This window comes from Paenibacillus caseinilyticus, assembly GCF_027533645.1.
In the GTDB taxonomy this organism is placed as follows: domain Bacteria; phylum Bacillota; class Bacilli; order Paenibacillales; family NBRC-103111; genus Paenibacillus_G; species Paenibacillus_G caseinilyticus.
The window spans coordinates 97248-123412 of sequence record NZ_JAQAGY010000002.1 but is presented as its reverse complement, the minus strand read 5'-3'; the positions used below and the strand labels follow the sequence as shown (position 1 = coordinate 123412).

Genomic DNA, 26165 nt, shown 5'->3' with positions numbered 1-26165 from the left:
CCGAAGCCCGGCCAGCTTCTGCCGACGCCTAAGCCCCTTCGTCCCTTTCATCCGGCCGCAGATTCAGCTCGAAGCCCTCATTGCGGTCGCACAACAGCACCCCGTCCTTTACCTCAAGCCTTGCGGCTTGAATAGAGGATCTCCGGCTGTCGATAGTCTCATCCCCGGCGCCATTTCTTCTTCCCGGATGGGTGAAATAGAAGATATACGCTTCCTCATCCTGTACGACCACATCGGCATGGAGACCGATCGTACCATCGTCCTCTCTAGTTCCTCCCGTGTCCAGAAGAAGGCCGTTTCGTTCCCAGTTCTCCAGATCGTCCGACCGATAGACACCCTGACCTCTCCATTCGTCGATAATCATCCAATACCGGTCCTTGAATCGGAATACGTTCGGCCCCTCATGCGCCCTGTGCGTAAGAACGGGACCTGCCACCTGCCAATGGAACAAGTCCGTGCTGTCTGCAGCGTAAGTGTAGGAGTGGTGCGCCTCGTCCTTATACCACATCCGGAACCGCCCGTCCGGCATGCGGAGGATGCACGCATCAATGACACGGTCCGAGGAGAGCGCCAGCTGCGAGCGGAAAGTCCAGGACAGCAGGTCCGGCGAGGTATAATGGAGCATGTGTCTCGGGTGGCCCGCCCACTCCTGCGGCACTCCCCGGATGTAGCTGACATACATGTGGTACAGCCCGTCATGCCACAGGATCTCGGGGGCCCAGAACGTATTGCGGCCCCATTCCCTATCGAGTCCGCCAAGCGTCCCGCGGTACAGCCAGCTCCGTCCGTTGTCCGCCGAGGACGCGACCCCGAGGTCCGTCCCATGTACCCAGGCCACCCCTTGGCCCGGTGCCGAAGCTCTGCGGTTTGTGTAGATCATCCACCACTCCCGGGCCTGCCGGTTCCAGATCAAGACGGGATCGGCGGCCCCGTCATAGACCGGATCCCGATACAGCGGTGCTTTCATGAGAACTCCCCCTTGGGCTTCGATGGGGAGAACAGCCGCAAGGTTCGCAAGGCAAGAGGATTCCCCCGCCCGCTCCCCTGCTTCCGACTCCCTGATGTGCTCTCATCTTACCGCAGCCAGTGCGCCGCCGGAACTGAAAAATCAGACGCAATTGTTCAAATGTCCGACTTTCCGCTCCAGCAGGCTTCCCCGGAAAGCTATACCGCTAGGGGAGGAGCATCTGCCAATAGAACGCCCACGGTACAAAAAGAAGGAATACAGCCAGCGTGAACAAGGTAAGCAGCCGGCCTTTCAGCCTCGTTCGGCCGCGCCCCTGCCACGCTCTCCAGGCGAACGCCGCGCCTGCTGCGCAGGTCACCAAGGAGCCCGCCTGCAGCAGCAGCCACACGAGCGGCCTGTCTCCCGCAAGCGGGGCCACATGCTTGGCGCCGCTGCTCATCAGCCAGCCGAAGTAAGCGGCGAAGCCCAGGACGCTGAGCAGCCCCGAACCGGCTGCCAGTTGAGCCGCCCCCCGTCCGGGAGGCTGCGTCCCCTTCCCCGCTGCCGCAGAAGGAACAGCACGCTGCCGCCTCCACAGTGCGGCAAGTCCGGCGAAGCCCGCGAGCAGCACCAGCATGACGCCCAGGTGCACCCATGCCGTTTGGTGCCAGGCATAGCTGTCGATCCCCGGCTGCGACATATGCTCCTGCACCGGTGCAGCGCCGGCCGTCTGCGGCCCCGTGCCCCGGCCTGCCGTTACATCCAGTACCCAGGAAGTCATCGCTTCGGCATAGCCCGGAGCAAAGTCTTCCGTCTGCCGGATGCCATCCGGAGCGGAGCGGAGATTATGGCCCGCCAGGTCAAAGAAGCGAAGCGAATACCCTGCGTTCCCTCCCCGTTCAAGGGCTTCCCTGATGAGACGCGAGCTCTCGAGAGGCGGCTCAATGCGGTCCTGCCTGCCCCAGATCGCAAGCACCGGCTGCTTCAGCGACTCGAACGCCTGCAGAGGATTATAACTCGCCTCGGCGAACATTCCGGCAGATACCGCAAGCTTCACCGCCCTGTCGGAGAGCGCCTCGGTAACGGAGGGGCTGGTGACCCCCTGGTCCCGGAGCCGGTTAACCAGCTGCCAGGACTGCTGCTGCACCGGGGGCACGCCCGAGGCACCGACGGTAATCAGAAAGTCCGGCTTCTCCGACCGCGAAGCAGCCAGCGAGGTGACCCAAGCCCCTTCGCTCAGCCCCCACAGCCCGATGTGGTCCGGATCCAGACTTTGGTGCGCGTGCAGCGCTTCCACAGCAGCGTTCGCATCAGCCGCCAGTTGATCGTACGAGCGCAGCTTGCCGAAGCCGTCGCTGCGCTTGTCATAGATCAACGCCGCGATGCCCGCCTTCGCGAACATTTCGGCTTCCCCCCGGTACTTCTCCCTGCTGCCCGAGCTCGAGCCATGCACCAGAACAACGGCCGGATGCGGCCCGGGAGTTTGGGGAAGGAGCAGGGTCCCATGCAGCGTCAGCGTTCCGCTCGCGAAGCTCACCTCTTCTTCGGTCCATGTAGCTGCTTCCGCCGCCTGCGCGCCTGGGAGAAGAGCCGCCAGGAACAAGAGGGCCGCCATTATACTGACAAGCATTTTACCTGCGGAGCGGAACCGCCCCCCGTTCCCTCTGCCTGAATTTGCACCTGCCGCTGCACTTCTACGACTTCCATCCCACCATATGAATGCCATAATCCTCACCTTTACCCTTCTGTGCCGGAAGACCGTTCCGTTTCTTTATCTTAATCATACCGGGAAAGGGATGGCAAGGTAACGAACCGCCGGCGGGGTGAGGCCCTGGACCAAGGTCGTATCACTAGCTGGACGCAAGGCGGCGTCCGGACGTCCGCTTGGGGCGAAGCTCGGCAGACTCTGCGGATGCTCATAAGGGGCATGCTTACAAACATCCTGTTGGAGGCTTACGTATCCAGCAGCAGACAAGCATCGCCCATCCGGCCCAGGATCGAGTCCTGGCGAGATATAAATTCTAGGATTTCAAAAAGGCCTCCATATGCTCCAGATGCAGACGCATCTGCCGGACCGCCCGGTCTTGGTCGCGGTCCGCCACCGCCTCATAGATCGCCGCATGCTCCTCGAGCAGCCGGCGGGCGGTCACGGCGTTATGCGTCTCTGCTGCGGCAGGGCACGGACGGCGATTCTGCTGCCCGCGCGTGCCTGTGATCGCCGCCTGCAGCGGCACGGCGATCGACTCGAACACGCGCAGCAGCACCGGATTCTGCCCGGCCCGGGCCAGCGCCGTGTGGAAGCGCAGGTCCGCCTCGTCCGCATCCGCGCCGCCCGCCGGCACCCGCTCCATGTCCGCCAGCGCCCCGCGCAGCCGGTCGAGGTCCGCGTCCGTCCGCTTGGCGGCGGCAAGCGCTGCGTTGGACACCTCGAGCATGCCGCGGGCCTCGAGCATATGCGCCAGCGCGCTGCGGTCCAGGGGCAGCGCAGCCGGGGAGAGCCCCAGCGCACCCGCTGCATACGCCGCAGCTCTCGTCTCGCCCCTGCCGATCACCCGGCAGGCGCCGCCCTGGCGGATCTCGATCAGCCCCATCGCCTTCAGGGCGCTGAGCGCTTCACGGGTCACGGAGCGGGAGACGCCGAAGCGCTCGGACATCTCCTTCGTGGACGGCAGCTTGTCGCCGGCCTTCAGGCGCCCCTGAAGGATCTGGGTCTTGAGCTGCTCCGTCACTTCTTCGTAGTGGCTGCGTCTTGCCACAGGCGTCACTGGCGTTCCGTTCATTCGCCCAAGTCCCCCTAACCGACAATCAGGGCATAGACGATCCCCGGTCCGTGGACACCGATCGTCAGGTCATTCTCGATATCCGCGGAGCGGCTCGGCCCGGAGATAAAATGAATCCCCGCCGGCAGCCCTTCGCGCCCCACCGCATCGAAGTTCACGAGAATCTCGCCCAGCCTCGTTTTCAGCCGCTCCACCGGGATGATCACGAACAGTACCGTAGGCAGCAGGCTGACGGAGCGGCCTTTTTGCTCCGCCGACAGCACCGTGACCGAGCCCGTATAAGCCGCCGCATAGTCCGCCATCACTACGCCGAAATCCGCTTCGGCCGCACGAGCTTTCCAGTTCTCCTCCGCATCCGCGTTCCAGACGGATACCCGGGCCTGCGGCAGAGCCGTCTCCAGGCCCAGCCCATCCAGCTCCGGCTGGTTCTGCCGGACGACATACTTCGCTCCGGTCTGGGCCGCTTTGTCCGCGATGAAGCGCGTGACGTCCTCCATGCCGGACAGTCGCTCGACATGTCCGCCAGCGCCCCGGAAGTTCGCCGTGAACCGTTCGATCCGCTCCTCCGCCGGCCATTCGAACTCCCGCCAGAAGTCCGGCGCCCCGATCACGGGACGGACCGGCTTCTCCGTCACTTGCGGGCGCCCCAGCTTCCGGGCGATACCGCCGATGAACCTATTCTGCTTCGCCTTCGATTCCTCTTCCATCCGCTGCAGCCAATGCGCATGCGTCTCAGCCATGTCCGTGTCCTCCCTTGCCGCGCTGCTTCACGATCGCTTCCATCCGGCTCTTCACAGCCGGGTCCATCTCCTGCAGCCCGCTGCGGATCTCCGCCTCCAAGGTGCCCCACTGCTCTCGGAACGACTGCTTCGGCAGCGTCGGTGTCACGCGGTACGTGTTCCAGCCCTTGAGCGGGCCGATCTTGATGCGGATCCCGCCGTCGCGGGCGACGAGCTTCTGGCCCAGCTTGCCGAGCTTCAGCGCCGTCTTCATCCTCAGCGAATCCCCGGCCAGGGCGGCGAAGCCCTTCATCCCGATCGTCTCCATCCGGTTATCGTGGCCGGCCTCCACCTTGCGGCGGCGCAGCGAGACGAGCATGTCATGCAGCGGGATCTTGACCGGGCAGGCTTCATAGCAGGCGCCGCACAGGCTCGACGCGTTGGCGATGTCGTCCCACTCCGCCACGTTCTTCTTCAGCGCCGGCGTAAGCACCGCACCGATCGGTCCGCTGTACGTGCCGCCGTAGGCATGGCCGCCGATATGGCGGTACACCGGGCAGGCGTTCAGGCAGGCTCCGCAGCGGATGCAGTTCAGCAGCTCCTGGAACTCAGGATCGCCGAGCTGCAGGGAGCGGCCGTTGTCGACGATGATGATGTGCATCTCCTCCGGTCCGTCCGCATCCTTGCTGCGGCGCGGGCCCGTGATGCCCGACATGTAGACGGTCAGCTTCTGGCCCGTCGCGGAGCGCGGGAGCAGCGTCGCCATGACTTCGAGGTCCGTCCACGAAGGAATGATGCGCTCCATCCCCATCAGCGTGATCTGCGTCTTCGGCACGGTGGAGACCATCCGCGCGTTGCCCTCGTTCTCGAAGAGCACCATGGACCCGGTCTCCGCAATGGCAAAATTACAGCCTGTCATGCCGATGTCGGCTTCGAGGAACTTCTCACGCAGCTTTTTGCGTACGAACCCGGCCAGTATGGACGTATCCGGCGGCAGCGTCTCGCCCGCTTCCTTCGAGAGCAGCTCCGCGATCTGATGCCGGTTCTTGTGGATCGCCGGGATGATGATATGCGACGGCGTCTCGCCGGCGAGCTGGATGATATACTCCCCGAGGTCCGTCTCCACCGCTTCCACGCCGATCCCTTCGAGCGCATGGTTCAGGTGAAGCTCCTCGGTCACCATCGACTTGGACTTCACGACCGACTTCGCCGACTTATTCTCGGCGATCTGCAGCGCAATCTTGACGGCTTCCTCCCCCGTATCCGCAAAATGCACATGCACCCCGTTCGCCCGCGCATTGTCCGCGAACAAGTTCAGATAGTAATCCAGATGCGCGATCGTATGCAGACGGATCTGCCGCCCGCGCTCCCGCCACTCGTCCCAGTTGCCGTGGTCCTCGGAAGCGTTCTTTTTGCCGAGCCGGAGTCTCTCCGTCGTGAACTTGACCGCCTTGCGCAGAAATTCGTCGTTCAGCGCAAGCTCCGCTCTCTCTTTAACCGTTCCGTTCGCCTTGGCTGCACTCATGCGCCCTTCACCCCTTCATACAGCAGCTCCGCCAGGTGCATCACCCGCACGGGTTCGCCCCGGTACCGCAGGTTGCCGGCAATGTTCATCAGGCAGGCCATGTCGAGCCCGACCAGCACTTCCGCTTCCGTCTCCTTGATGTGGTCGACCTTCTCGGTCACCATCGCGCCGGAAATATCCGCCATCTTCACCGCGAATGTACCGCCGAACCCGCAGCAGTCCTCGGCAAAAGGCAGCGGAATAAACTCCAGCCCCTTCACGTTCTCGAGCAGCAGGAGCGGCTCTTCCTTCACGCCGAGCAGCCGGCTGCCGTGACAGGACGGATGGTAAGTCACCTTGCGTGGGAACTGTGCGCCGAGATCCTTCACGCCGAGCACCTGCACGAGGAACTGCGTGAACTCGTAAGTCTTCTCCTGCAGCCTCTCCGCCTTCCCCAGCAGCACCGGATCGTCCTTGAAGAGCTCCGAATAGTGGTGGATCATGTACGTGCAGGAACCGGATGGCGCGATTACAAAATCACTGTCGTCAAACGCCGCCAGAATCGTCTTGGCGGAAGCGCGGGCCTCGTCCCAGTAGCCGCTGTTATAGGCAGGCTGCCCGCAGCAGGTCTGCACGGTCGGGAACTCCAGGCTGACACCGTACCGGGCCAGCAGGCGGGCCATCGCCTCCCCCACGGGAGGGAATAAAGCATCGCTCAAGCATGTGATAAACAAGGAAACTTTCATCGGGCACCTCTCGCGTATAAGGATTTTGGAATAGGGGGAATGAAATGGATGGTACACATTGGAACCAACAGGGTATAGTTATCAGGTTATCAGACAAGTTGGACAAAAAACAGAGCCTATTTCAAAAAAACACCGGCTCTTCACTTTGGAAGATGCCTTTCCTGGAGAAAGAAAAGCGCCGCCCCTCACGGCGGATCGCCTTCAGCCTCATAAGCATCGTCGATGCTTTACGTGACGGCTAACCGGCTTCGCATAGACCATGGGCCGCCTCTTCTATCCATCCCAAGAAAAGCTTCTTCCTGCCCGCATGCCTCCCTACACCAATGTCACCGGCAGCCCCTTCTCCTGCAGCTGCGCGACGGCCTCCTCCGCCAGACGGCGGTCGGTGATCATCGCGTGCACGCCGCTGAGTTCGGCCACCTGGGTGAACGCGCGGACGCCGAACTTGCTCGCATCGGCGAGAAGGATCACCTCGTCGGCGATGTCGATCATCCGCTGCTTCACGCGGGCCTGCAGCTCGTTCGACTCGGAGATGCCGCGCTCCAGATGCACGCCCTTACAGGAGAGGAACAGCTTATCGACGTGATACGCCTCGAGGGACCGCTCGGCCAGCGGGCCAACATAAGACAGCGAGCGCTTCGCCAGCTGTCCCCCCGTGCAGATCACTTCCACCTTCTCCTTGGAGCTGAGCTCCGTGGCGACCCGGATCGAATTGGTCAGGACCGTCAGCGGAATGTCGGGCAGGTAAGAGGCCATATACCAGGCGGTTGTGCTGGCGTCGAGCAGGACGCGGTCATGGGGCTGGATTAGCAGCACTGCCTCCTGGGCGATGCGCCGCTTCTCTTCGGCGTGCATCACTTCGCGCTCGGCGTAAGGAATCTCGCCCTGCTGCTCCTTGACGGAGACGGCGCCTCCATGGGAGCGCCTCAGCCGTCCGGCCGCTTCGAGCCGGTCCAGATCGCGGCGGATCGTCTCTTCCGTCACCTGGCACAGCTCGCTGAGCTCGGAGACCCGGATGCTTCCTCTTTCGTTGACCAGCCCCACTATTTTCTCGTACCTCTCAGCCACCAGCATAAGCCGCCCTCTTTTCCTGTCCATATTGCAATTCTGTCGTCCGTTAGTCCGCCAGCCCGGCAAGTCTGCGGAAAGTGCCGTACGCATCTTCCCACGCCTCGCCGTCCTGCGGTTCGTATACGGTAACTGGGAACGAATCGCGAATCACCCGGCGCGCTTCCCAGATGTCCGAGAACTCGCCGCGGGCGATCCACTGCACCGCCAGGTTGCCGATCGCGCTGCCTTCCGCAGGGCCGGCCCACACGGGCCTCCGGATCGCATTCGCGGACCACTGGCACAGCAGCGCATTCTGAATGCCGCCGCCGACCATATGCAGTCCGCCGAACTGCTGTTCCGACAAGGTTTCGGTCAGCTCCAGCACATAACGGTATTTTAACGCCAGGCTCTCCAAAATACAACGAACGACCTCGCCCGGCCCCTCCGGCGCTCGCTGCCACGTCCGGGCGCAGTACTCGCGGATGCGCGGCGTCATGTCGCCGGGATGGAGGAACAGGCCGTCGTCCGGATCGATGAACGCTCCAAAGGCCGGCGCCTCTCCGGCAAGCCGTACGAGCTCAGGGAAGGAATACTCCCGTCCGGCCCGATCCCACTCGCGCTTCGTCTCCTGCAGAATCCACAGGCCCATGATGTTCTTGAGCAGCCGGTACGTCCGCCCCACGCCGCCTTCGTTCGTGAAGTTGTACTTCTGCGACAGCTCGCCCATGACCGGGCGGTCCACCTCGGTGCCCATCAGCGACCAGGTGCCGCAGCTCAGGTAGGCAAACGACCGGTCCGTCGCCGGCACCGCCGCAACCGCCGAGCCCGTATCGTGCTCCGCCACCGCAATGACGGGGATCCTCGGAAGGCCCAGCGTCTCGCTCACCGAAGATCGGAGCTGACCGGCACTGGCCCCCGGATCGGCAATGGAGCCGAACCACGAAGACGGGATCCCGATGCCTGCGAGCAGGTCCGCATCCCACCCGCCGGTCAGCGGGTTGTAGAACTGGGTCGTCGTGGCGTTGGAGAACTCGTTCAGCGCCTCGCCCGTCAGGAAGTAGCGGAGCAGGTCGGGGATCATCAGGAAGCGCTCGGCGCCCGCGAGAAGCGGAGAGTCCGCTTCCTTCAAGGCCGCCAGCTGGTACAGCGTGTTGAACGGCAGGAACTGGATGCCGGTCTTCCCGAAGATCGTCTGCTCCCCGAGCCGCGCAGCCACCCGCTCCATCACACCGTCGGTATGATGATCCCGGTAATGGTACGGGTTGCCGAGCAGCTCGCCATTGCGGTCCAGCAGACCGAAGTCCACCGCCCAGGAGTCGATCCCGATGCTCTCCGGCGTCTCGCCCCGGTGCTTCGCCTTCAGCAGACCCTGCTGGATCTCATGGTACAGACGCAGAATATCCCACTGCAGCCGGGAGCAGGTAGCCACCGGATCGTTGCCGAACCGGTGGATCTCCTCTACCTCGATCTTCCCGCCGGTGAGGCGGCCGAGCAGCGCTCTGCCGCTGCTCGCCCCGAGGTCGAATGCGAGAATACTCACCAGCTCGCACCGCCCTTGCCTCTCGCCAGGATGTCCTTGCCGTAGGAGCTGCTCAAGTACGCTTTCATCGGATCGACCGGCAGCCCCTGCTCTTCACGCAGCGCGTGCAGCAGCGGAGCCACGTCGAATTCGAACGCACGGCGTACGGCATCTTCCGCGCCGAGCACGTCGCCGCGCTTCTGCGCTTCTTCCACTTCCGCGTGGTTGATCAGCAGCGCCTTGGCGTACTGCGTCTGCACGTTGAGGACGGAGCGAAGCATCGCCGGGATTTTCTGCTCGATGTTGTGCGACTGGTCGATCATGTACGCAATGTTGTCCACCGTGCTGCGGATCTTCGCATCGTCGTCGTTCGCCGCGCTGAGGATCTGGTAGAAGATCAGGAACAGCTCGTACGGGTTGACGGAACCGACCACAAGATCGTCGTCCGCATACTTGCGCGAGTTGAAGTGGAAGCCGCCGAGACGGTGCTCGTCGATCAGGTAAGCGACGATATGCTCGATGTTCGCGCCCGGCAGATGGTGGCCCGTATCCACGAGCACTTCCGCCTGCGGTCCAAGCTTCATCGCATAGTTGTACGCCATGCCCCAGTCCGCGATGTCCGTGTGGTAGAACGCCGGCTCGAAGCACTTGTACTCGATGAGCATCCGCATCTCCGGCGTCATCGCCTTGTACATCTCGTTCAGCGCTTCGAACATCCACGCTTTGCGCTTGCGGATATCGCCCTGGCCCGGATAGTTCGTGCCGTCGGCGAACCACAGGCTGAGGTCGCGCGAGCCGGTTTGCTTGGCGATGTCCACGCACTCCAGCAGGTGGTCGGTCGCCTTGCGGCGCACGGCCGGGTCAGCATTCGTTACGCTGCCGAGCATGTAGTCGTCCTCTTGGAACAGGTTCGGGTTCACGGCGCCGATCTTCAGCCCCAGGCTCTCGGCGTGGTTGCGGAGCTTGCCGTAGTCCTCGACCTTGTCCCACGGGATATGGATCGCAACCGACGGACAGAGACCGGTCAGCCCATGCACCTGCGCGGCATCCTCGAACTTCTCGAACGGGTTCCGCGGCACGCCTTCCTTCTGGAACACCTTGAAGCGGGTACCCGAATCCCCGTAGCCCCAGGATGGCGTTTCGATGTGGAGCGCTTTCAAACGGCTTTTCACTTGTTCCAGGTTGATGCCTCTGGCTTGCTGCTGCTCTTCAAATAATACGTAGGCGCGGTCGGACACATTCAACACCCTTTCCTTCATATGCAATGGCCCGCTAGTGGGGCATATTGTATCCATCTATCTTGTCCTAAGGTCACTTCGGCTGTAAAAAGGACTACAATCCGATGGAGCCGCCGGGAATCAGCATAAGTTAGCTGTTCACCGGCGGCGTCTCATGGGACAAGCAAGTCCTGGGCTCCCCGCTTCTACCGAACCGGGTAAGCCATCGTGGACATCAGGGCATTCTCTGCCTGCGTGGAGTCGAGGCGGCTGTACTGCACGATCACCGGCACATCGCTCACCACTTCGATCGCATAAGGAACGCCGGCCGGTATCGACACGCCATCCTTGAGCAGCGAGCTGGTGCGGATATGTCTCGTTCTCCGGCCCGGGACTACGACGAGAATATCGGCCAGCGGGTCGCGGTCCTCGAAGAAGATCGTAAAGCGGAGCAGCGCTTCCTCGGTGCCGGTGTTGAGCACGCACACGGATTCGTGGCTGGCCAGCTCGCCCGAGCTTTTCTCCGGAATGTAGGTGTCCGGAATCACCCAATGCTTCTCGCCTTTGGCCTGAAAGTACATACGGTTCACCACTCCTATGCTTAGCGGGTAAAGGCAGCCGGTACGCCGCCGTCGATCGTCAGCATGCAGCCCGTCGTCTTCTCGGACTTCGAGGAGGCGAAGAACGCAATGCCTTCGGCGATGTCGCTCGGATAGATGTTCACGAGCAGCGTCGTGCGCTTGCGATAGTATTCTTCGAGCTGGTCCGGCTCAATGCCGTACGCTGCGGCACGCTCGTTGCGCCACGAACCGTTCCAGATCGCGGAGCCCTGCAGGATCGCATCCGGCAGCACCGTGTTGACGCGGATGCCGAACTCGCCGCCTTCAGCCGCGATGCAGCGGGCCAGGTGCGCTTCGAGAGCTTTGGCCGCGCTGTAAGCCGAAGCGTTCTTGCCGGCATAGACGGAGTTCTTCGAACCGATGAACACCATGTTGCCGCCGGTCGCCTGTACTTTCATCTGCTTGAACGCTTCGCGCGCCACGAGGAAGTAGCCTGTGCCGAGCACGTTCATGTTCAGGTTCCATTCCTTGAGGCTCGTCTGGTCGAACGGGCTCGAGGTCGCAAGGCCCGCGTTGTTGACGAGGATGTCCACGCCGCCGTAGGCCAGAGCCGTCTCGGCGAATGCCGCCGCCACCTGCTCTTCGCTCGTTACATCCATTTTAACCGCAATGGCCCGGTTCTCGCCAAACTTCTCGTTGATCTCGGCTGCCACATTCTGCGCGCCCTCGAGATTCAGGTCCGCGAGCACCACATGAGCGCCTTCGGAGACGAGTCTGCGTGCGGCTGCGCTGCCGATGCCGCCGGCGCCGCCCGTGATCAGGGCCACCTTGCGCGAGAACTCGGCTTCCGCCGGGGCCAGCGTCAGCTTGTAGAGCTCAAGCGGCCAGTACTCGACGTTGTAGGATTCGTTCTCGCTCAGGGAGACGAATTCGCCCAGCGCAGTGGCGCCGCGCATAACAGCGATCGCACGGTGGTACAGCGCGCCGCTGACCTGGGACATCGCCCAGCTCTTGCCGGTGTTGATCATACCTACACCCGGGATGAGGATGACGCGCGGAGCCGCTTCGAACATCACGTCGCCTTCGTTCTTGTTGCGCTCGAAGTACGCTTGGTACTCTTCCTTGTAACGCGCGATGCCTTCTTTCAGCTTCGCCTTCAGGCCGTCCACGTCCTCCGCGTTCGGCTCCCAGTCGATGAGCAGCGGAACAACCTTCGTATGCACGAGATGGTCCGGACAAGCAGCGCCAACCTGGGACAGCTTCGGAGCGTTCTCGCTAGAGGCGAACTGCAGTACATCCGCTTCGTCGTCGAAGGAGAGAATCATCTTCTTCACGTCGCTGACCGCACCGCGGATGGCAGGCATCACTTCAGCGGCAATGCTGCGGCGTACTTCAGGCGCAAGCACTTCGTACTTCGCGCCGCCGAACAGCTTCGCTTCGTCCACGCGGGCGTCGATGAAGCTCTCTGCTTCATTAATAATCTGTATCGTCTTAGCGTAGCACTCTTCGGAGGTTTCGCCCCATGTCACCAGACCGTGCTTCTCCATGAGAACGAGCTCGGCCTTCGGATTCGCGAGCACGCCTTCGGCGATCATCTTCGAGAGCGTGAAGCCGGGACGCACGTAAGGAACCCAGACGAACCGGTCGCCATAGATCTCCTTCGCGATCTCCTTCCCGTTATCCGCGCAGCACAGCGCGATGATCGCATCCGGATGCGTGTGGTCGACGTGCTTGAACGGCAGGAACGCGTGCAGCAGGGTCTCGATGGACATGCGCGGGTGCTTCGAATCGATCATGCAGTGCGTTAGGTACGCGACCATCTCCTCGTCGGACATCTCCGGCTTCTCGAACAACGGACGGATATCCTCCATGCGCAGGCCGGTGAAGTTGCCGGCTTTCATCGTCGCGAGGTCGGAACCGCTGCCCTTCACGTACATCACTTCCACGTCCCGGCCGCGGAAATCCTTCACGGTCGTCTTCGCGGACGTGTTGCCTCCGCCCCAGTTGCACACGCGGCGGTCCGATCCGATGATATTCGAACGGTATACGAGCTCGTCGAGTCCGCCCTGCAGCTGCGATGCTTTCGTCTGATCCCACAAACTTTGTACCATGGTTTGGTTTCCCTCCGAATTTACGCTTGAATGATTTTGTTTTTGCTTGTTTTGATGATATCATCTTTATTTATCTTTGTATAGTATGAATTCAAAAGTAAACGGGCATCATAAATCGAGTTTATTTGATTCCAAGCAAATATAGTTGCTATACATATAATCGTCATGTTAATATTTTAAGAGTGATAATGGTAAGGAGAGGGAAAGCTATTGCCGCACAGGCACCACGTCTCTTCTCTGCCTTACGGATTGACAGGAGGTCCTGGCCTACGCATGCACACCAACGACTCGATCGGATTCATGATCAGCACCATCGGCCGCAAACTGAACCAGAGCTTAACGCTTCGGTTCCAGCCCTATGACATTACCTCGGAACAGTGGTCTGTTCTGAACACGCTGACGCTCAGGGACGGCGTCAACCAGCGGGAGCTGTCCCAGCGGACGGAGAAAGATCCGACCAACGTGACCCGGATCCTCGACCAGCTCGAGCGCAAGGGCTGGATCCGCCGCGCCCCCCACCCCGAAGACCGCCGGGCCTATCTGATCTATGCGACCGACAGCGGCCGCGAGCTGAACCGCACGCTGGCCCCGATGGAAGCGGAGATGGTCGCCTCATTGCTCGCTGCCGTCCCTCCAGAGGCCGAGCGCGTGCTCCGGGAAGCCCTGATCTCGATTAACGACCATATCAACGACCATATCAACAACCCTATTAAATAAAGAAAGAAGAGAAGTTCTCATGCAGCATCCATCTCCGATACAAGCCGCACACGCTCCCTTATGGACCCGGGATTTTATCTCGATCTGCTTCAGCTCCTTCTTCGTCTTCATGACGTTCTACATGCTGGCCGTAACGCTGCCAAGCTATGTGCTGGACGAGCTTCACGGCAGCAAAGGGCAGATCGGGCTCGTCACGACCGTCTTCGTCATCGCGGCGGTGGTGTTCCGTCCGCTGACCGGCAAATGGCTCGATGAACGCAGCCGCCGCACGCTGCTGCTCACCGCACTCGTGCTGTATGCCGTCTGCAGCGCTTTCTACTTGAGCGTGCACAGCTTGCCCGCCCTGCTGGCGCTCCGGGTGCTGCACGGCGTCTCCTTCGGGATTGCCGCCACGGCTACCTCCGCCATCGCCGTCGACCGGGTGCCTGCATCCCGCAAGGGCGAAGGCGTCGGCTACTTCAGCCTGTTCATGAGCCTGGCCATGGTGGTCGGCCCTTACCTCGGGCTCATGTTCATCGGCAGCTTCGACTTCACCGTGCTCTTCACCGCCTGTGCCATCCTGGCCGTGCTCGCCCTTCTCTGCGGCAGCACCGTGCGCATACCGGCACATGTGCCGAAGCCGGTCACCGGGCATCCGTGGCACTGGACGCGGTTCATCGAGCCGGCAGCCATTCCGATCTCCCTGGCCGGCAGCGTGCTCGCCTTCTCGTACGGGGCCATCTCGACCTTCATCTCCGTGTTCGCCAAGGAGATCGGACTCGAGTCCATCGCCTCCTACTTCTTCATCGTGTTCGCCGCGATGATCCTGATCTCCCGGCCGTTCACGGGCCGGATCTTCGACCGCAGAGGCGAGCATGTCCTCGTGTATCCCGGACTCGCGCTGTTCGTCGTCGGCATGCTCCTGCTGAGCGAAGCCCACTCCGCCGCCTTCTTTCTCTTCACCGGCGCCGTGATCGGCCTCGGCTTCGGTGCCCTGCTGCCGAGCTTCCAGGCCATCGCGCTGAAGGCAGCCCCCGCCCACCGCAGCGGCCTCGCGACCGGGACGTACTTCGTCCTCTTCGACACCGGGTACGGCCTCGGGTCCTATATCCTCGGCATCGTCGCCGCGGGGACAAGCTACGGCACGATGTACCTGGTCGGCGCGGTCATCACCGCCTTCACGGTGGTGCTGTACTACCTGCTGCATCACCGCAAGCAGAACAAGGCCGCAGCAGGCCGGCAGGCGGCGTAGTCCGCGGGAAGCGGACCGCAGGCGCAATCGGCATGACGGGTGGAATCTGGATCGAGCCCTAGTGAGATATAAATTCTAAATAGTTCAAAAAAACACAGCGGCCGTCAGGGATCCAAGCTCCCGGAATGCCGCTGTGTTTTTTTATTCTGCTGCCTGCGCGAATGCTGCGTGGGTGCCGTGCTCCCTTCCACTGCCGCTGTTCACTTCAGCTCATTCCTGTCGCCATCGGATCCTTCGGGTTCCTCGTCAGATCGTCCAAGAATCGGATTGCGGACCGTATAAGTCAAGCATGGACACAGGAAGTCCTAATTGTTTCATATAAGTAAACATCTGTGCCCGGTGATGAAACAGATGCGTCGTAATCTCAATCAACCATTTCGCCTGAGCGACGGGGTGATGTTTGGCAAAAAAAGGAGCCGTCGTCTTATACAGAAAATCCTTCTCATCCAAGGAAATCATATACCGTTTCAACTCTTGTACTCCCCGGTGCATGACATCCGATAAGGAAGCTGCATCACGCAGATGCATGATCGTCATCGCAAGATTCCTAATCTCCTCCTCGGGCTTCTCCTGCAGGATCGCCAGCTCCAGTGCGGGGACTTGTACAAGATGACGGACAAGCTCGATTAAACTCATCATCCCTTCCTGGGGGCGAAATTCCCACTGATCTTCCTTGATCTTAGCGATTAATCCACAGGTCGTAGAGAGCGCCAGCTCCATTTCGTCGAACAGAAGGTCCTGTACATGGGACATATCTTTATTCATCTTCTCTCATCCTCTCCAAGCTTATAATAGCTGCTCACGAGAAGACCATAACACTCAAATAAGACAGATCCCGGCTTATTTTCATGATAAACTGAAAGAAAATGAGCAGGCGAGGAATCCTTTTGATAAAATCACAGCGGCTAATTCAACTGATGATGGTGATCAACGCCAAAAAATCATTTACGGTCCGGGAACTTGCCGACGAGTTTGGCTTGTCTACACGAACGATTACCCGGGATTTGCAGGAACTGAGCGAAGTAGGCTTTCCTATTTACACAGTACAGGGACGGGGCGGCGGCTATCGGCTGCTGCAGGAGAGGATGTTACCGCCGATTTCATTCTTGGAGAGCGAAGCCGTCGCCATTTTTTTCGCCTGCCAGTCCTTGCAGTATTTCGGCTCTTTGCCTTTTGACGAAGGCGCGGCTTCCGCGATCCATAAGTTCTATCATTACTTGCCTGCCGACGTGAAGGAGCAGATCGACCGGCTGAAGAACAAAGTGGTCATCTGGAATCCTTACCGTTCCATGTCCTCGGCCTTCCTCCAAATTTTGCTGCAGGCGATCATGAAAAAAAGCATCGTTACCATCACGTACCATTCCACGGACGGTTTGACGCAAAGAGATATCCAGCCGGTGGGCCTTTATGCAAGCGAAGGCTATTGGTACTGTCCGTCCTTCTGCTTTCTGCGTCAAACGCACCGGCTTTTCCGCGCGGACCGAATAACCTCCGCCCGTTTGAACGAATCGCTCCCCTACCGGGAAGACCTGAACAGATCCGTATTCGATTGGATTACTCCCGATCTGACCCGATTTGAGCGAACCTCTCTTATCGTAAAGCTTACGCAGGAAGGCGTCCGTGCACTCGAATCGAGCGTCTGGTTCGGCCCCTGCATGGAACTTCATGAAGACGGAAGCGGAACCATCCGCATCCAGATCCCCGTTAAGAAATTGCCTTTTTTTGCAGATATGTTCTGGGCCCTGGGGGGAGATGCAAGAATCCTGGAGCCTGCAGAGGCTGTAGAGTACATCACACATAAAATCGAGACCATTAGACAGCAGTATCTATAAGATCCAGCGCCCCGTGTATCTCGGCATATATACCAATGTTTACTTGCACCCCTGAAGTGTATTTTGCGCAATAGCACGCCCCGTCTCCTTCGTCTTTGAATTAAAAAGCCGCACCTCCACACGTGTATTCACTGGAAGATCCATCGAAATCTCTTCCGTTTTCCCTGCCCAAAGCTGACCTCCAAAGAAACCAGAAGTCTTCGTATATACTGCAGACAATTTAAAGCGCCAAGAGATCGCACCAGGTATTTGGACCAATCCTTCATACTGATCATAATCACCAAACGAAGATGGATCTGGCATCCAATCAGCATAAATCCCTACACTTTGACGTTCTCTTAAAGGGCTGATGGGGTCAGCGGTATAGGGCTTTTTTACTTTGGTTATCAATGCAGCCCCTTGCGTATTAGGCATATCCATAACTGGAAGCAATACAACACTGCATGGGTATTGTACCTTTGGCTGTGTTTCTGGCTGAGCAGCTGTTGTACTAATCTCTAAAAGCAACAAAGGAATCAGCATCATCCATAGACGCATAGCATCACCTCAAGGATAATTTCCCCTGCAAAGATGAAGTTATCCTGCTTGCTAACGAAACCAGTGAGCGGTCTGCAGACTCGCCCGAGCCCCCAGCAACCCGCCACCCGCCACCCGCCACCCGTACAAGGTTACGAAACCGCTACTCAAAAAGTCACGCCTGTGGAAGTTATGGTCCAGGGAATATTTTACAATCGGTACAAGGGATTGCGCAACGCGTCTCGGACCCAGCACCGGAAAGGAGGGCCGGACTCTCCGCTTTCCACACTATTCCTAGGAGGAATTCAAATCGTGAATAAGAAGAACACGAAAGTGTACCAGCGCCTCGGCAAGCTGCTTCTCGCCTCTTCCCTCTCCCTGCCGCTGTTCTCGGGACTAGCCCTGACCGCCCCGGTGAACCGCGCCTATGCCGCGGAGGATACGACGAACAAGACCCGCTTCCTCACCTTGTACAACCAGATCAAGGACCCGGCGAACGGGTATTTCTCGCCGGAAGGCATCCCTTATCATGCGGTCGAGACGCTTCTCAGCGAAGCCCCGGACCACGGTCACATGACGACCTCCGAGACTTACAGCTACTGGCTCTGGTTGGAAGCGCTTTATGGACATCATACAGGCAACTGGACCCGGCTCGAGCAGGCATGGGACAACATGGAAAAGTACATTATTCCTAATGCCTCCGAGCAGCCGACGATGGGCGGCTATAACCCGTCGAGCCCCGCCACCTATGCGCCGGAGCACCCGCAGCCCGACCAATACCCCTCGCAGCTCGGCAGCTCGGTGACGGCCGGCAAGGATCCGCTGGACGCCGAGCTCAAGTCGACCTACGGCAATAACCAGACTTACCTCATGCACTGGCTTGTCGACGCCGACAACTGGTACGGCTTCGGCAATCCGCTGAACCCCTCCCATACCGCGAACTATATCAATACGTTCCAGCGCGGCGAGCAGGAATCCGTCTGGGAAGCGATCCCTCATCCGTCCCAGGAGACATTCCAGTTCGGCAAGCCGGGCGAAGGCTTCGCCACCCTGTTCGTGAAGGACAACAGCGCCCCTGCGAAGCAGTGGAGATACACCGACGCGACCGATGCGGATGCGCGTGTCGTGCAGGTCATGTACTGGGCGAAGAGCCTCGGGTACAACAACACCGTCTACCTGGAAAAAGCCAAGAAGCTCGGCGACTACCTCCGCTACGGCATGTACGACAAGTACTTCCAGCAGATCGGCAGCGCGGCGGACGGCACGCCGGCTCCGGGCTCCGGCAAGGATTCCGCGCATTACCTCATGGCCTGGTATACGGCTTGGGGCGGAGGCATCGGCTCGAACTGGGCTTGGCGGATCGGCGCATCGCATAACCACCAGGCGTACCAGAACCCGATGGCCGCTTACGCCCTGTCCGAGGGCGGGCTCGCTCCCAAATCGCCTACAGCCAAACAGGACTGGGAAACCTCGCTGAAGCGCCAGCTCGAATTCTATACGTGGCTTCTGTCCAGCGAAGGCGGGATCGGCGGCGGCGCCACCAACAGCAAGGGCGGCACGTATGCGCCTTACCCTGCCGGCGTCAGCACCTTCTACGGCATGGCGTACGAGGATGCGCCGGTCTACCACGATCCGCCGTCGAACACCTGGTTCGGCTTCCAGGCCTGGCCGGTCGAACGGATCGCGGAATACTACTACTCGATGGCCGCCAAGGGCGACACGGCCTCGGAGAACTTCAAGATGGCCAAACGTGTTATGGACCAATGGGTGAAATGGGCGCTCTCCTACACGTTCGTCGACAAGAAACCGGTGACCGACAGCGACGGCTACTTCCTGAACAGCAGCGGCCAAAAAATCCTCGGCGGCGCCAACCCGCAGGTGGCCACGACCCCGGATCCCGGGCAGTTCTACATTCTCGGCGGGCAGGAATGGACCGGGCAGCCTGACACCTGGAAGGGCTTCGGCAGCTTCACCGGCAACCCGAATTACCATGTCATCGCCAAAGGCACCTCCCAGGATACCGGCGTACTCGGCTCCTACATTAAGCTGCTCACCTTCTATGCGGCGGGGGCACAGGCGGAGAATAACGGTACCCTGACGGCGGCGGGCTCGCAGGCCAAAACGACGGCAGAGCAGCTGCTGAACGTCGCCTGGAACCACAACGACGGCATCGGCATCGCCGTCCCCGAGAAGCGCGGCGATTATTCCCGCTACTTCACGAAGGAGATCTACTTCCCGTCGGGCTGGAGCGGCACGTACGGCCAGGGCAATACGCTGCCGGGTACCGGAGGGGTTCCATCCGATCCGGCCAAGGGCGGCGATGGCGTCTACCTGTCCTACACCGATCTGCGGCCGAAGATCAAGCAGGATCCGAAGTGGTCCTATCTCGAGAACCTGTATAAGAGCTCCTATGACCAAGCCGCCAAAAAATGGACCAAAGGCGAGCCGACCTTCACGTATCACCGCTTCTGGGCGCAGGTGGATATGGCTACGGCCTACGCCGAATACAGCCGCCTGTTCGGCAGCGGCACGACGACGCCGTCGGTGCCGGGTGCTCCGGCCGGGCTCGCAGCGGCCGCAGGTGATGCCAAAGCGACGCTGACCTGGAGCGCCTCTGCAGGCGCGGCGTCCTACAACGTGAAGCGGGCGACCACCGCAGGCGGACCGTACACGACGGTCGCCACCGGGGTGACGGGCACGAGCTTCACGAACACAGGCCTGACCAACGGCACGACATACTACTATGTCGTCAGCGCGGTCAACGCCGTTGGCGAGAGCCCGAACTCCGCCCAGGTCAGCGCCAAGCCGCAGGCCGGCACGCCGGCCGTACCGGCAGCGCCTGCGGGCCTGACGGCTGCAGCGGGTGACGCCAAGGTCACGCTGGGGTGGAGCGCCTCCGCCGGTGCCGCTTCGTACACCGTGAAGCGCGCGACGACGGCGGGCGGACCGTATACGGCGCTCGCCACCGGGGTGACGGCGACCGGCTACACGGATACCGCCGTGACCAACGGCACGACGTACTACTATGTCGTCAGCGCCGTCAACGCCGCAGGCGAGAGCGCGAACTCCGCCCAAGTGAGCGCCAAGCCGCAGGCTCCGGCAAGCACGGGCGCCGTGTCACTGCAGTACCGTGCAGCCGACACGAACCCGGTGGATAACCAGTTCAAGCCGCATTTTAACCTGGTGAACAAGGGAACAAGCGCCGTGCCGCTGAGCTCCCTCACGATCCGTTACTGGTACACGGCCGACAGCGACCAAGCGCTGAACTTCAACGTGGACTATGCCGTGGTCGGCAGCTCCAATGTGACCGGCAAGTTCGTCAAGCTGGCCGCCGCCCGTACGGGGGCCGACAGCTATCTCGAAGTCGGCTTCGGCACCGGTGCCGGCTCCATCGCCGCCGGTGGCAGCAGCGGCGAGATCCAGACGCGCATCAACCGCGCCAACTGGTCGAACCTGAACGAGAGCAACGATTACTCGTTCGACCCGACGAAGACGGCTTTCACGGATTGGAACAAGGTCACCGTCTACAAGGACGGCGTGCTGATCTGGGGCGTGGAGCCGTAAGTGCGTATCGAGATACTTGAGCGGGAGTTCACCCCTCCTCAGCTGATTAGCTTATAGAAAGTCGTTACACAGCCCAAACACCGGAAGCCTGCGCAATGCGGGTTTCCGGTGTTTTCGTATATATGGGCCCTCTGTGCCATTCCCAGGGTACGCATATGCTTATTGAATTATCCGCCAGAATTATCATAACAGCAGTGAGAGTTTTGCTGGAAGAATACGTCTATATGGTATAGAACTCCTAGCCCCTATGACTCCACTTTCGGCGCTAACCCGGAAGACGTTCTGCTAGAGGATGAGAACCGCGCCCATCTTCAGATACTCATCCAACAGCTTCCTTCGAATTATCGTGCAGCGCTTCTTCTCCGAGGATGAGTGGACTTTAGAAGATCCAAGCGGTCATACGAGAAAATACCAACCCACTAAGCGGGGAGTCTCCACACCCCAAGGCAGCGGATGGAAGGACGACTTCACCCTTCTGGGCGAAGATTCGCCGGAAGGTTATGCTTTCCGGGCCCCGGGCCTCACCACGATACAGGAGCAGCTTCTGTTGAAACGCACAGTGGTAGGCCGTCTGTATAAGAACGTGGAATGGTCTGTTCGGCTGCATGAAACTACACAGCCGGAGTTGGATAAGCCCGGGCAATAGGTTCCTGCGGGAAAGGGGCTGCTGCTTGATGAGCCGCTCCTTCGTTCATCCCGAGGTAACTCATTGCAACGGATCCGCACTTCCGCCAACCAGACTAGTACGGAATGCCGCTGCCTCTATTCATGCCCGGAATCCATGGTTACTTGAATGATGATTATGAACTCGCCTCCTCCTGCGTTTTAACCAGACATTCCTCCCTCCTCTCTCCTCTTCCTCCGGTAGTCCTGCGGCGTCAGGCCTGTCGACTTTTTGAACAGCTTCGTGAAATGCGAAAAATTGCTGTAGCCGACCGTCTGGGCAATATCGCTCACCCGCAGCGTCGACTCGGCGAGCAGCCGCTTGGCCTTGTCCATGCGCCTCTCCAGTATGTAGCCGGTCAGGGAGAAGCCGGTCGTCCGCTTGAAGAGGCGGGAGAGGTAAGAGGGATGGAAGTGGACGTAAGCCGCCAGCTCTTCGCGCGTAAGCTCCTCCGCCAGGTGGTCGTCGATGAAGCGCCGTACTTTCTCGACCACCGGCCCTTCGATCTTCTTGGCCGCCTGCAGGCCGGCCATTCCTTCGGTGACGACCCGGACCGCCCAGGCACGCAGGTCGCCGAGCGATCGCGTCGCGGAGAGCATGTCGTGCAGCTCGGGGGCCGCATACACGTCGTGGACCGACAGGCCGTTCTTGTGCAGCGTATGGTAGATCGTCTGAAGGAAGGCGTGATAGAAGGCGCCCAGCGACTCCGGGGTCAGCGGCTGCGACTCGAAGGCCTCGAACTGCTCCCCGAGCGCCTGCATAACCTCGTCGCATTGCCCCGACTCGAAGAGCACGGACAATTCGGTGTACCAGGACAGCGGCACCAGCACGGTCGGCGGCTGGGGAACCAGCGCTTCCAGGAAAGCGACCGCCGGCGGACGCGCGGCCTGGCTGCGGACGCTCCCCGTCAACCGGGCGTGGGCATCTGGCAGGTCACGGATCGAGGTCGGCGTGCCGATATAGCATGACAGCTTGCAGTAGAAGTAATCCGAGCATGCCAGGATGTACCGCTCGCACCTGGCCGCCAGCTCCTCTTTGTCGGCATAGGCTTCGCCCCCGTCATAGACCAGCACGATATTGCTGCCCGACGGGTTCTGCAGCACCGTCCCCTCCCAGCCGCCCAGAATGAGCTCCGCCGCAGCGTTGCGCAGCGCGTACTTCATGATCTCCTCATCTGCGCCGGACAGCGGGCGTTTCCACTGCTCGATGCTCAGCAGGATCGGCAGGATGCCGCCCGGCTTCTCTAGAGCCAGGCCGTAGGTCGACAGAATCTCCTGCAGCCGTTCGGCGGTGGGAAATTCGCGGCGCTTGAGCAGATCGTACCAGAACCGCTCGACGAGCAGCCCCTTGCGGGACTCCCAGAGACTCCGGTACTTCTCGGCGACCGCCTCCTTGTCCACAGACTCGCCGCGCAGCCGGATCTTATCGAGCTCCCGCGCCACCGTCTCGCGCAGCTTGTCATGCCCCACCGGCTTCAGCAGATAATCCGCGCAGCCGAGCTGCAGGGCCGCCTGGGCATAGGAGAATTCAGCGTGGCCGGTCAGGAAGATCGTCTGCGTGTGCGGGGACGCCCGGTTCACCCAGCGCAGCAGCTCCAGACCGTTATCTCCTGGCATCTCGATATCGCAGATGAGCAGGTCAATCCCCGTTTCCTGAAGCACCGTCTTCGCTTCATGAACCCCGTACGCCCGGAAGATCCCTCCGATCTCCAGATCCGACGCCCGGATGGTCCGGATAATCCCGGCCACCGCATACTGCTCGTCATCGACCACCAGCAAGTTATACAATCACCCAGCCTCCCTTCGTGACTAAGCTCATCTGAGATCATTTGGACAGACCAATGAACCGCTTACATTTATCTCGTGAACCCTCCTTACATTCAATTATACCTTTTATGGTAAATAAAGGGTTACCAAAAATACTATAGTTTGTACTGCAATAATTAAATCAAGTGATTGGCGCAGGCTTTCCTTGCCTTGACATGCTATGTAAATTGATTTAGTAAGCGTTTACATATTTTATTATAAAGGTTTATAAAAGGGAAAATACCCCAAAATTTAGTGATCGTATCATATCATAATTACATCATTACAGCAAAAAGCAGACCTCCCGATTCGGAAGGTCTGCTTCAGCTAATCTTTAACCGTCTCCGGCAGCAAGCCTGCTTGGAATACCGGTCAAATCGCCAAAGGGCGGCATCTTGCGAGTTCGCCCAACGGCTGATGTCCTGCACGGTCGTCAGCTGCACACGCAACCGCCTGACGTAGGCCGGCCTCGTTCCCGGCGCTTGTGCCCGGCGTCAGCAGCGCATTTCACCCAACGGCTGATGCCCTGCACGGTCGTCAGCTGCACACGCAACCGCCTGACGCCCGGTGCAGGCTGACCGTTCCCGGCGCTTGTGCCCGGCGGCAGCAGCGCACTTCACCCAACCGCCGATGCCCTTCGCTGCAATCAGCTGCACACGCAACCGCCTGACGCCCGGCCCGGTGCAGGCTGACCGTTCCCGGCTCGCGCCCGGCCGCACCCGCCCTTACCGCCCGCTATCGCCTCACCCGCGGCGCTCCTCCGCCCCAATAAGCTTCGCACCGGCGCCCAGCCCCTGCGCCCCGCGGGCCGTTCCGCCTTCTACCCTGCCTCGGCAACGGCCTGCTGCCAGCGGGAGCCCGCCGGATTCGGGCAGTCATTGGCCCTCAGCTTCGCCCGCACCTGCACGAAGCAGCCGCACACCTTGCACGTCATGCTGCTCAGGGTGAGCTGCGGGCAGCTGTCGCACGCGGCCAGCCGCTGCTCGTACACGCCGTCCGGCACCGCAGCCTCGGAGCGGAAGACGGGTGCGGCGAGCACCCGTGCGATCCCCTCCTGCGTCACCTTGTACGCATCCGAGCAGCTGCGGCAGCCTCGGGGCGTACTCACAGTCCTTCCTCTTTCAGCTCGAGTACCACCAGAGACATCGGGGGCAGCACGGCCGTCAGGCCGCCTTCCCTTTGTTCAGCCCCATGGTAAGCCTGCGGAGCGACTTTGTCCGGCTCATCGAACGAATTATGATCCTGCATGTCGGTTGAAGCAAGCACGGTGCCGCTGACGGCATAGCCGCCGGCCAGCCCGCGAAGATCGAGCTCGACCTTCGCCTCCGAGCCCGGATCGAGATTGCACAGCGAGATGTGAATCCGTCCCTGTGCGTCCCGCGAAGCGGACACCGACACCTGCTCCAGCTCCTCGCCACCCTGTGCATACGAAGCGAACGTACCGTGGGTCTCCAGCCTTTCCGCTCCCTGGTGTACCTTGTACATATCGAACACATGGTAGGTTGGCGTCAGGACCATCTTGGCGCCCTCGGTCAGGATCACGGACTGCAGCACGTTCACCGTCTGGGCAATGTTCGCCATCTGCACGCGGTCGTTGTGGTTGTGGAACAGGTGCAGGTTCAGACCCGCCACGAGCGCATCGCGCATCGTATTCTGCTGGTAGAGGAAGCCTGGGTTCGTGCCGGGCTCGACATCGAACCAGGTGCCCCATTCGTCGACGATGAGCGCCACCCGCTTGTCCGGATCGTGGCGGTCCATGATCGCCTTGTGCTTCGTGAGCAGCTCGTCCATATGCAGCGTCTTCTTCATGGTTACGAACCAGTCTTCTTCCGTGAACTCCGTCGCAGAGCCCTTCTCTTGCCACGTGCCCGGTACCGTATAGTAATGCACGGAGATCGCGTCCATATACCGGCCCGCTTCCCGCATCACGACATCCATCCAGTTGTAGTCATCCGAATTCGGGCCGCAGGCGATCTTGTAGATCTTGTTCTCCCCGTAATTGCGCACGTAGGTCTGGTACTGCCGGTATAGATCCGCATAATATTCCGGACGCATGTTCCCGCCGCAGCCCCAGTTCTCGTTCCCCACGCCAAAATATTTCAGCGCCCAAGGCTCCTCGCGCCCGTTCTCCTTGCGAAGCTTCGACATCGGGGACACGCCTTCGAAGGTCATGTACTCGACCCACTCGGACATCTCCTGGACCGTGCCGCTCCCCACATTGCCCGAAATGTACGGCTCGCAGCCGAGCGTCTCGCAGAGCATGAGGAATTCGTGCGTGCCGAAGTGGTTGTTCTCGGTCACGCCGCCCCAGTGGGTGTTGACCATCTCCTTGCGCTGCCCGCGCGGACCGATGCCGTCCTTCCAGTGGTACTCGTCGGCAAAACAGCCGCCCGGCCAGCGGAGCACGGGAATGTTCAGCTTTCGAAGCGCTTCCACCACGTCATTGCGGATGCCGTTCGTATTCGGGATCGGAGAATCTTCGCCTACCCAGAATCCTTCATAAATACAGCGTCCGAGATGCTCTGCAAAATGCCCGTAAATGTTGGGGTTAATGGTCCCTCTATTGATGTCCGTCTGGATGATGACCCGATTGGCTGAAGCGCTCACAAGGTTTCCTCCTGTCCCTGGCGGGAATTAGATTAATGTAATTATTAAGTCATTCACATTTTCATTAACATAGTATC

The 26165-nt window shown here is 60.4% G+C and carries 21 protein-coding genes; 5 read left to right on the top strand and 16 right to left on the bottom strand.

All coding sequences use genetic code 11. The features are described 5' to 3' along the window. Positions 1-28: 28 nt before the first annotated feature. The 6 genes from O9H32_RS03430 to O9H32_RS03405 all read right to left on the bottom strand — a co-directional run bounded on the left by O9H32_RS03430 (position 29) and on the right by O9H32_RS03405 (position 6695). Entirely contained in the window at positions 29-967 is a 939-nt protein-coding gene (locus O9H32_RS03430) for a glycoside hydrolase family protein (RefSeq protein WP_269864417.1), read from the bottom strand. A 205-nt stretch (positions 968-1172) separates the two neighbouring features. Beyond that, positions 1173-2576, bottom strand: a complete 1404-nt coding sequence (locus tag O9H32_RS03425) for an alpha/beta hydrolase family protein (RefSeq protein ID WP_269864416.1) — start codon at positions 2574-2576, stop codon at positions 1173-1175. 391 nt (positions 2577-2967) lie between these two features. Next, complete coding sequence (locus O9H32_RS03420) at positions 2968-3726, bottom strand: FadR/GntR family transcriptional regulator (RefSeq protein WP_269864415.1); 759 nt, start codon at positions 3724-3726, stop codon at positions 2968-2970. 14 nt (positions 3727-3740) lie between these two features. Beyond that, a complete protein-coding gene (locus tag O9H32_RS03415; RefSeq protein ID WP_269864414.1) occupies positions 3741-4466 on the bottom strand; it encodes a LutC/YkgG family protein in 726 nt (241 codons plus the stop codon). Next, complete coding sequence (locus O9H32_RS03410) at positions 4459-5970, bottom strand: LutB/LldF family L-lactate oxidation iron-sulfur protein (RefSeq protein WP_269864413.1); 1512 nt, start codon at positions 5968-5970, stop codon at positions 4459-4461. Before O9H32_RS03410 ends, O9H32_RS03415 begins: the two co-directional genes overlap by 8 nt. Beyond that, a complete protein-coding gene (locus O9H32_RS03405; protein ID WP_269864412.1) occupies positions 5967-6695 on the bottom strand; it encodes a (Fe-S)-binding protein in 729 nt (242 codons plus the stop codon). The genes O9H32_RS03410 and O9H32_RS03405 overlap by 4 nt, the downstream gene beginning before the upstream one ends. 98 nt (positions 6696-6793) lie before the next feature. Between O9H32_RS03405 and O9H32_RS03400 the strand changes: the two genes are divergently transcribed. Next, positions 6794-6937: a hypothetical protein gene (locus tag O9H32_RS03400; RefSeq protein ID WP_269864411.1), complete on the top strand. Its 144-nt coding sequence runs from the start codon at positions 6794-6796 to the stop codon at positions 6935-6937. A gap of 73 nt (positions 6938-7010) precedes the next feature. Here O9H32_RS03400 and O9H32_RS03395 read toward each other — a convergent pair whose 3' ends face one another. From O9H32_RS03395 to O9H32_RS03375, 5 genes are all read right to left on the bottom strand, one after another. Beyond that, on the bottom strand, positions 7011-7769 hold the full coding sequence (locus O9H32_RS03395) for a DeoR/GlpR family DNA-binding transcription regulator (protein WP_269864409.1): 759 nt from the start codon (positions 7767-7769) through the stop codon (positions 7011-7013). 43 nt (positions 7770-7812) lie between these two features. Further along, positions 7813-9285, bottom strand: a complete 1473-nt coding sequence (locus O9H32_RS03390; protein WP_269864407.1) for a rhamnulokinase — start codon at positions 9283-9285, stop codon at positions 7813-7815. Continuing rightward, entirely contained in the window at positions 9282-10502 is a 1221-nt protein-coding gene (rhaI, locus tag O9H32_RS03385) for an L-rhamnose isomerase (RefSeq protein WP_269864886.1), read from the bottom strand. Before rhaI ends, O9H32_RS03390 begins: the two co-directional genes overlap by 4 nt. Before the next feature lie 185 nt (positions 10503-10687). Next, positions 10688-11062, bottom strand: coding sequence for a sensory rhodopsin transducer (locus O9H32_RS03380; protein WP_269864405.1), 375 nt, complete (start codon positions 11060-11062; stop codon positions 10688-10690). Between the two features lie 20 nt (positions 11063-11082). Then, the gene (locus O9H32_RS03375) at positions 11083-13152 is read right to left on the bottom strand and encodes a bifunctional aldolase/short-chain dehydrogenase (RefSeq protein ID WP_269864404.1); all 2070 of its coding nucleotides are present in this window, start codon (positions 13150-13152) and stop codon (positions 11083-11085) included. A 273-nt stretch (positions 13153-13425) separates the two neighbouring features. Here O9H32_RS03375 and O9H32_RS03370 point away from each other — a divergent pair, with 273 nt between their 5' ends. Together O9H32_RS03370 and O9H32_RS03365 are read left to right on the top strand one after the other, a co-directional pair. Further along, a complete protein-coding gene (locus tag O9H32_RS03370; protein WP_269864403.1) occupies positions 13426-13869 on the top strand; it encodes a MarR family winged helix-turn-helix transcriptional regulator in 444 nt (147 codons plus the stop codon). 19 nt (positions 13870-13888) lie between these two features. After that, positions 13889-15100, top strand: coding sequence for an MFS transporter (locus O9H32_RS03365; protein ID WP_269864402.1), 1212 nt, complete (start codon positions 13889-13891; stop codon positions 15098-15100). A gap of 246 nt (positions 15101-15346) precedes the next feature. Here O9H32_RS03365 and O9H32_RS03360 read toward each other — a convergent pair whose 3' ends face one another. After that, positions 15347-15865, bottom strand: a complete 519-nt coding sequence (locus tag O9H32_RS03360) for a DinB family protein (protein WP_269864401.1) — start codon at positions 15863-15865, stop codon at positions 15347-15349. A gap of 122 nt (positions 15866-15987) precedes the next feature. On the opposite strand from O9H32_RS03360, the gene O9H32_RS03355 reads away from it, so the two are divergent. Further along, positions 15988-16932, top strand: coding sequence for a helix-turn-helix transcriptional regulator (locus O9H32_RS03355; protein ID WP_269864400.1), 945 nt, complete (start codon positions 15988-15990; stop codon positions 16930-16932). A 39-nt stretch (positions 16933-16971) separates the two neighbouring features. On the opposite strand, the gene O9H32_RS03350 is transcribed toward O9H32_RS03355, so the two are convergent. Then, positions 16972-17457, bottom strand: coding sequence for a hypothetical protein (locus O9H32_RS03350; protein ID WP_269864399.1), 486 nt, complete (start codon positions 17455-17457; stop codon positions 16972-16974). Positions 17458-17757: 300 nt separating this feature from the next. Here O9H32_RS03350 and O9H32_RS03345 point away from each other — a divergent pair, with 300 nt between their 5' ends. After that, complete coding sequence (locus O9H32_RS03345; protein WP_269864885.1) at positions 17758-21012, top strand: glycoside hydrolase family 48 protein; 3255 nt, start codon at positions 17758-17760, stop codon at positions 21010-21012. An 825-nt stretch (positions 21013-21837) separates the two neighbouring features. Here O9H32_RS03345 and O9H32_RS03340 read toward each other — a convergent pair. The 3 genes from O9H32_RS03340 to O9H32_RS03330 all read right to left on the bottom strand — a co-directional run bounded on the left by O9H32_RS03340 (position 21838) and on the right by O9H32_RS03330 (position 26088). After that, on the bottom strand, positions 21838-23463 hold the full coding sequence (locus O9H32_RS03340) for a response regulator transcription factor (protein WP_269864398.1): 1626 nt from the start codon (positions 23461-23463) through the stop codon (positions 21838-21840). Between the two features lie 838 nt (positions 23464-24301). Beyond that, positions 24302-24589: a DUF6171 family protein gene (locus tag O9H32_RS03335; protein ID WP_269864397.1), complete on the bottom strand. Its 288-nt coding sequence runs from the start codon at positions 24587-24589 to the stop codon at positions 24302-24304. Continuing rightward, entirely contained in the window at positions 24586-26088 is a 1503-nt protein-coding gene (locus O9H32_RS03330) for an alpha-N-arabinofuranosidase (protein WP_269864396.1), read from the bottom strand. Before O9H32_RS03330 ends, O9H32_RS03335 begins: the two co-directional genes overlap by 4 nt. Positions 26089-26165: the final 77 nt, after the last annotated feature.

Coding starts and splice junctions, on each gene's coding strand:
- O9H32_RS03430 (WP_269864417.1), bottom strand. CDS start 967: ATGAAAGCACCGCTGTATCGGGATCCGGTCTATGACGGGGCCGCCGAT.
- O9H32_RS03425 (WP_269864416.1), bottom strand. CDS start 2,576: ATGCTTGTCAGTATAATGGCGGCCCTCTTGTTCCTGGCGGCTCTTCTC.
- O9H32_RS03420 (WP_269864415.1), bottom strand. CDS start 3,726: ATGAACGGAACGCCAGTGACGCCTGTGGCAAGACGCAGCCACTACGAA.
- O9H32_RS03415 (WP_269864414.1), bottom strand. CDS start 4,466: ATGGCTGAGACGCATGCGCATTGGCTGCAGCGGATGGAAGAGGAATCG.
- O9H32_RS03410 (WP_269864413.1), bottom strand. CDS start 5,970: ATGAGTGCAGCCAAGGCGAACGGAACGGTTAAAGAGAGAGCGGAGCTT.
- O9H32_RS03405 (WP_269864412.1), bottom strand. CDS start 6,695: ATGAAAGTTTCCTTGTTTATCACATGCTTGAGCGATGCTTTATTCCCT.
- O9H32_RS03395 (WP_269864409.1), bottom strand. CDS start 7,769: ATGCTGGTGGCTGAGAGGTACGAGAAAATAGTGGGGCTGGTCAACGAA.
- O9H32_RS03380 (WP_269864405.1), bottom strand. CDS start 11,062: ATGTACTTTCAGGCCAAAGGCGAGAAGCATTGGGTGATTCCGGACACC.
- O9H32_RS03375 (WP_269864404.1), bottom strand. CDS start 13,152: ATGGTACAAAGTTTGTGGGATCAGACGAAAGCATCGCAGCTGCAGGGC.
- O9H32_RS03370 (WP_269864403.1), top strand. CDS start 13,426: ATGCACACCAACGACTCGATCGGATTCATGATCAGCACCATCGGCCGC.
- O9H32_RS03365 (WP_269864402.1), top strand. CDS start 13,889: ATGCAGCATCCATCTCCGATACAAGCCGCACACGCTCCCTTATGGACC.
- O9H32_RS03360 (WP_269864401.1), bottom strand. CDS start 15,865: ATGAATAAAGATATGTCCCATGTACAGGACCTTCTGTTCGACGAAATG.
- O9H32_RS03350 (WP_269864399.1), bottom strand. CDS start 17,457: ATGATGCTGATTCCTTTGTTGCTTTTAGAGATTAGTACAACAGCTGCT.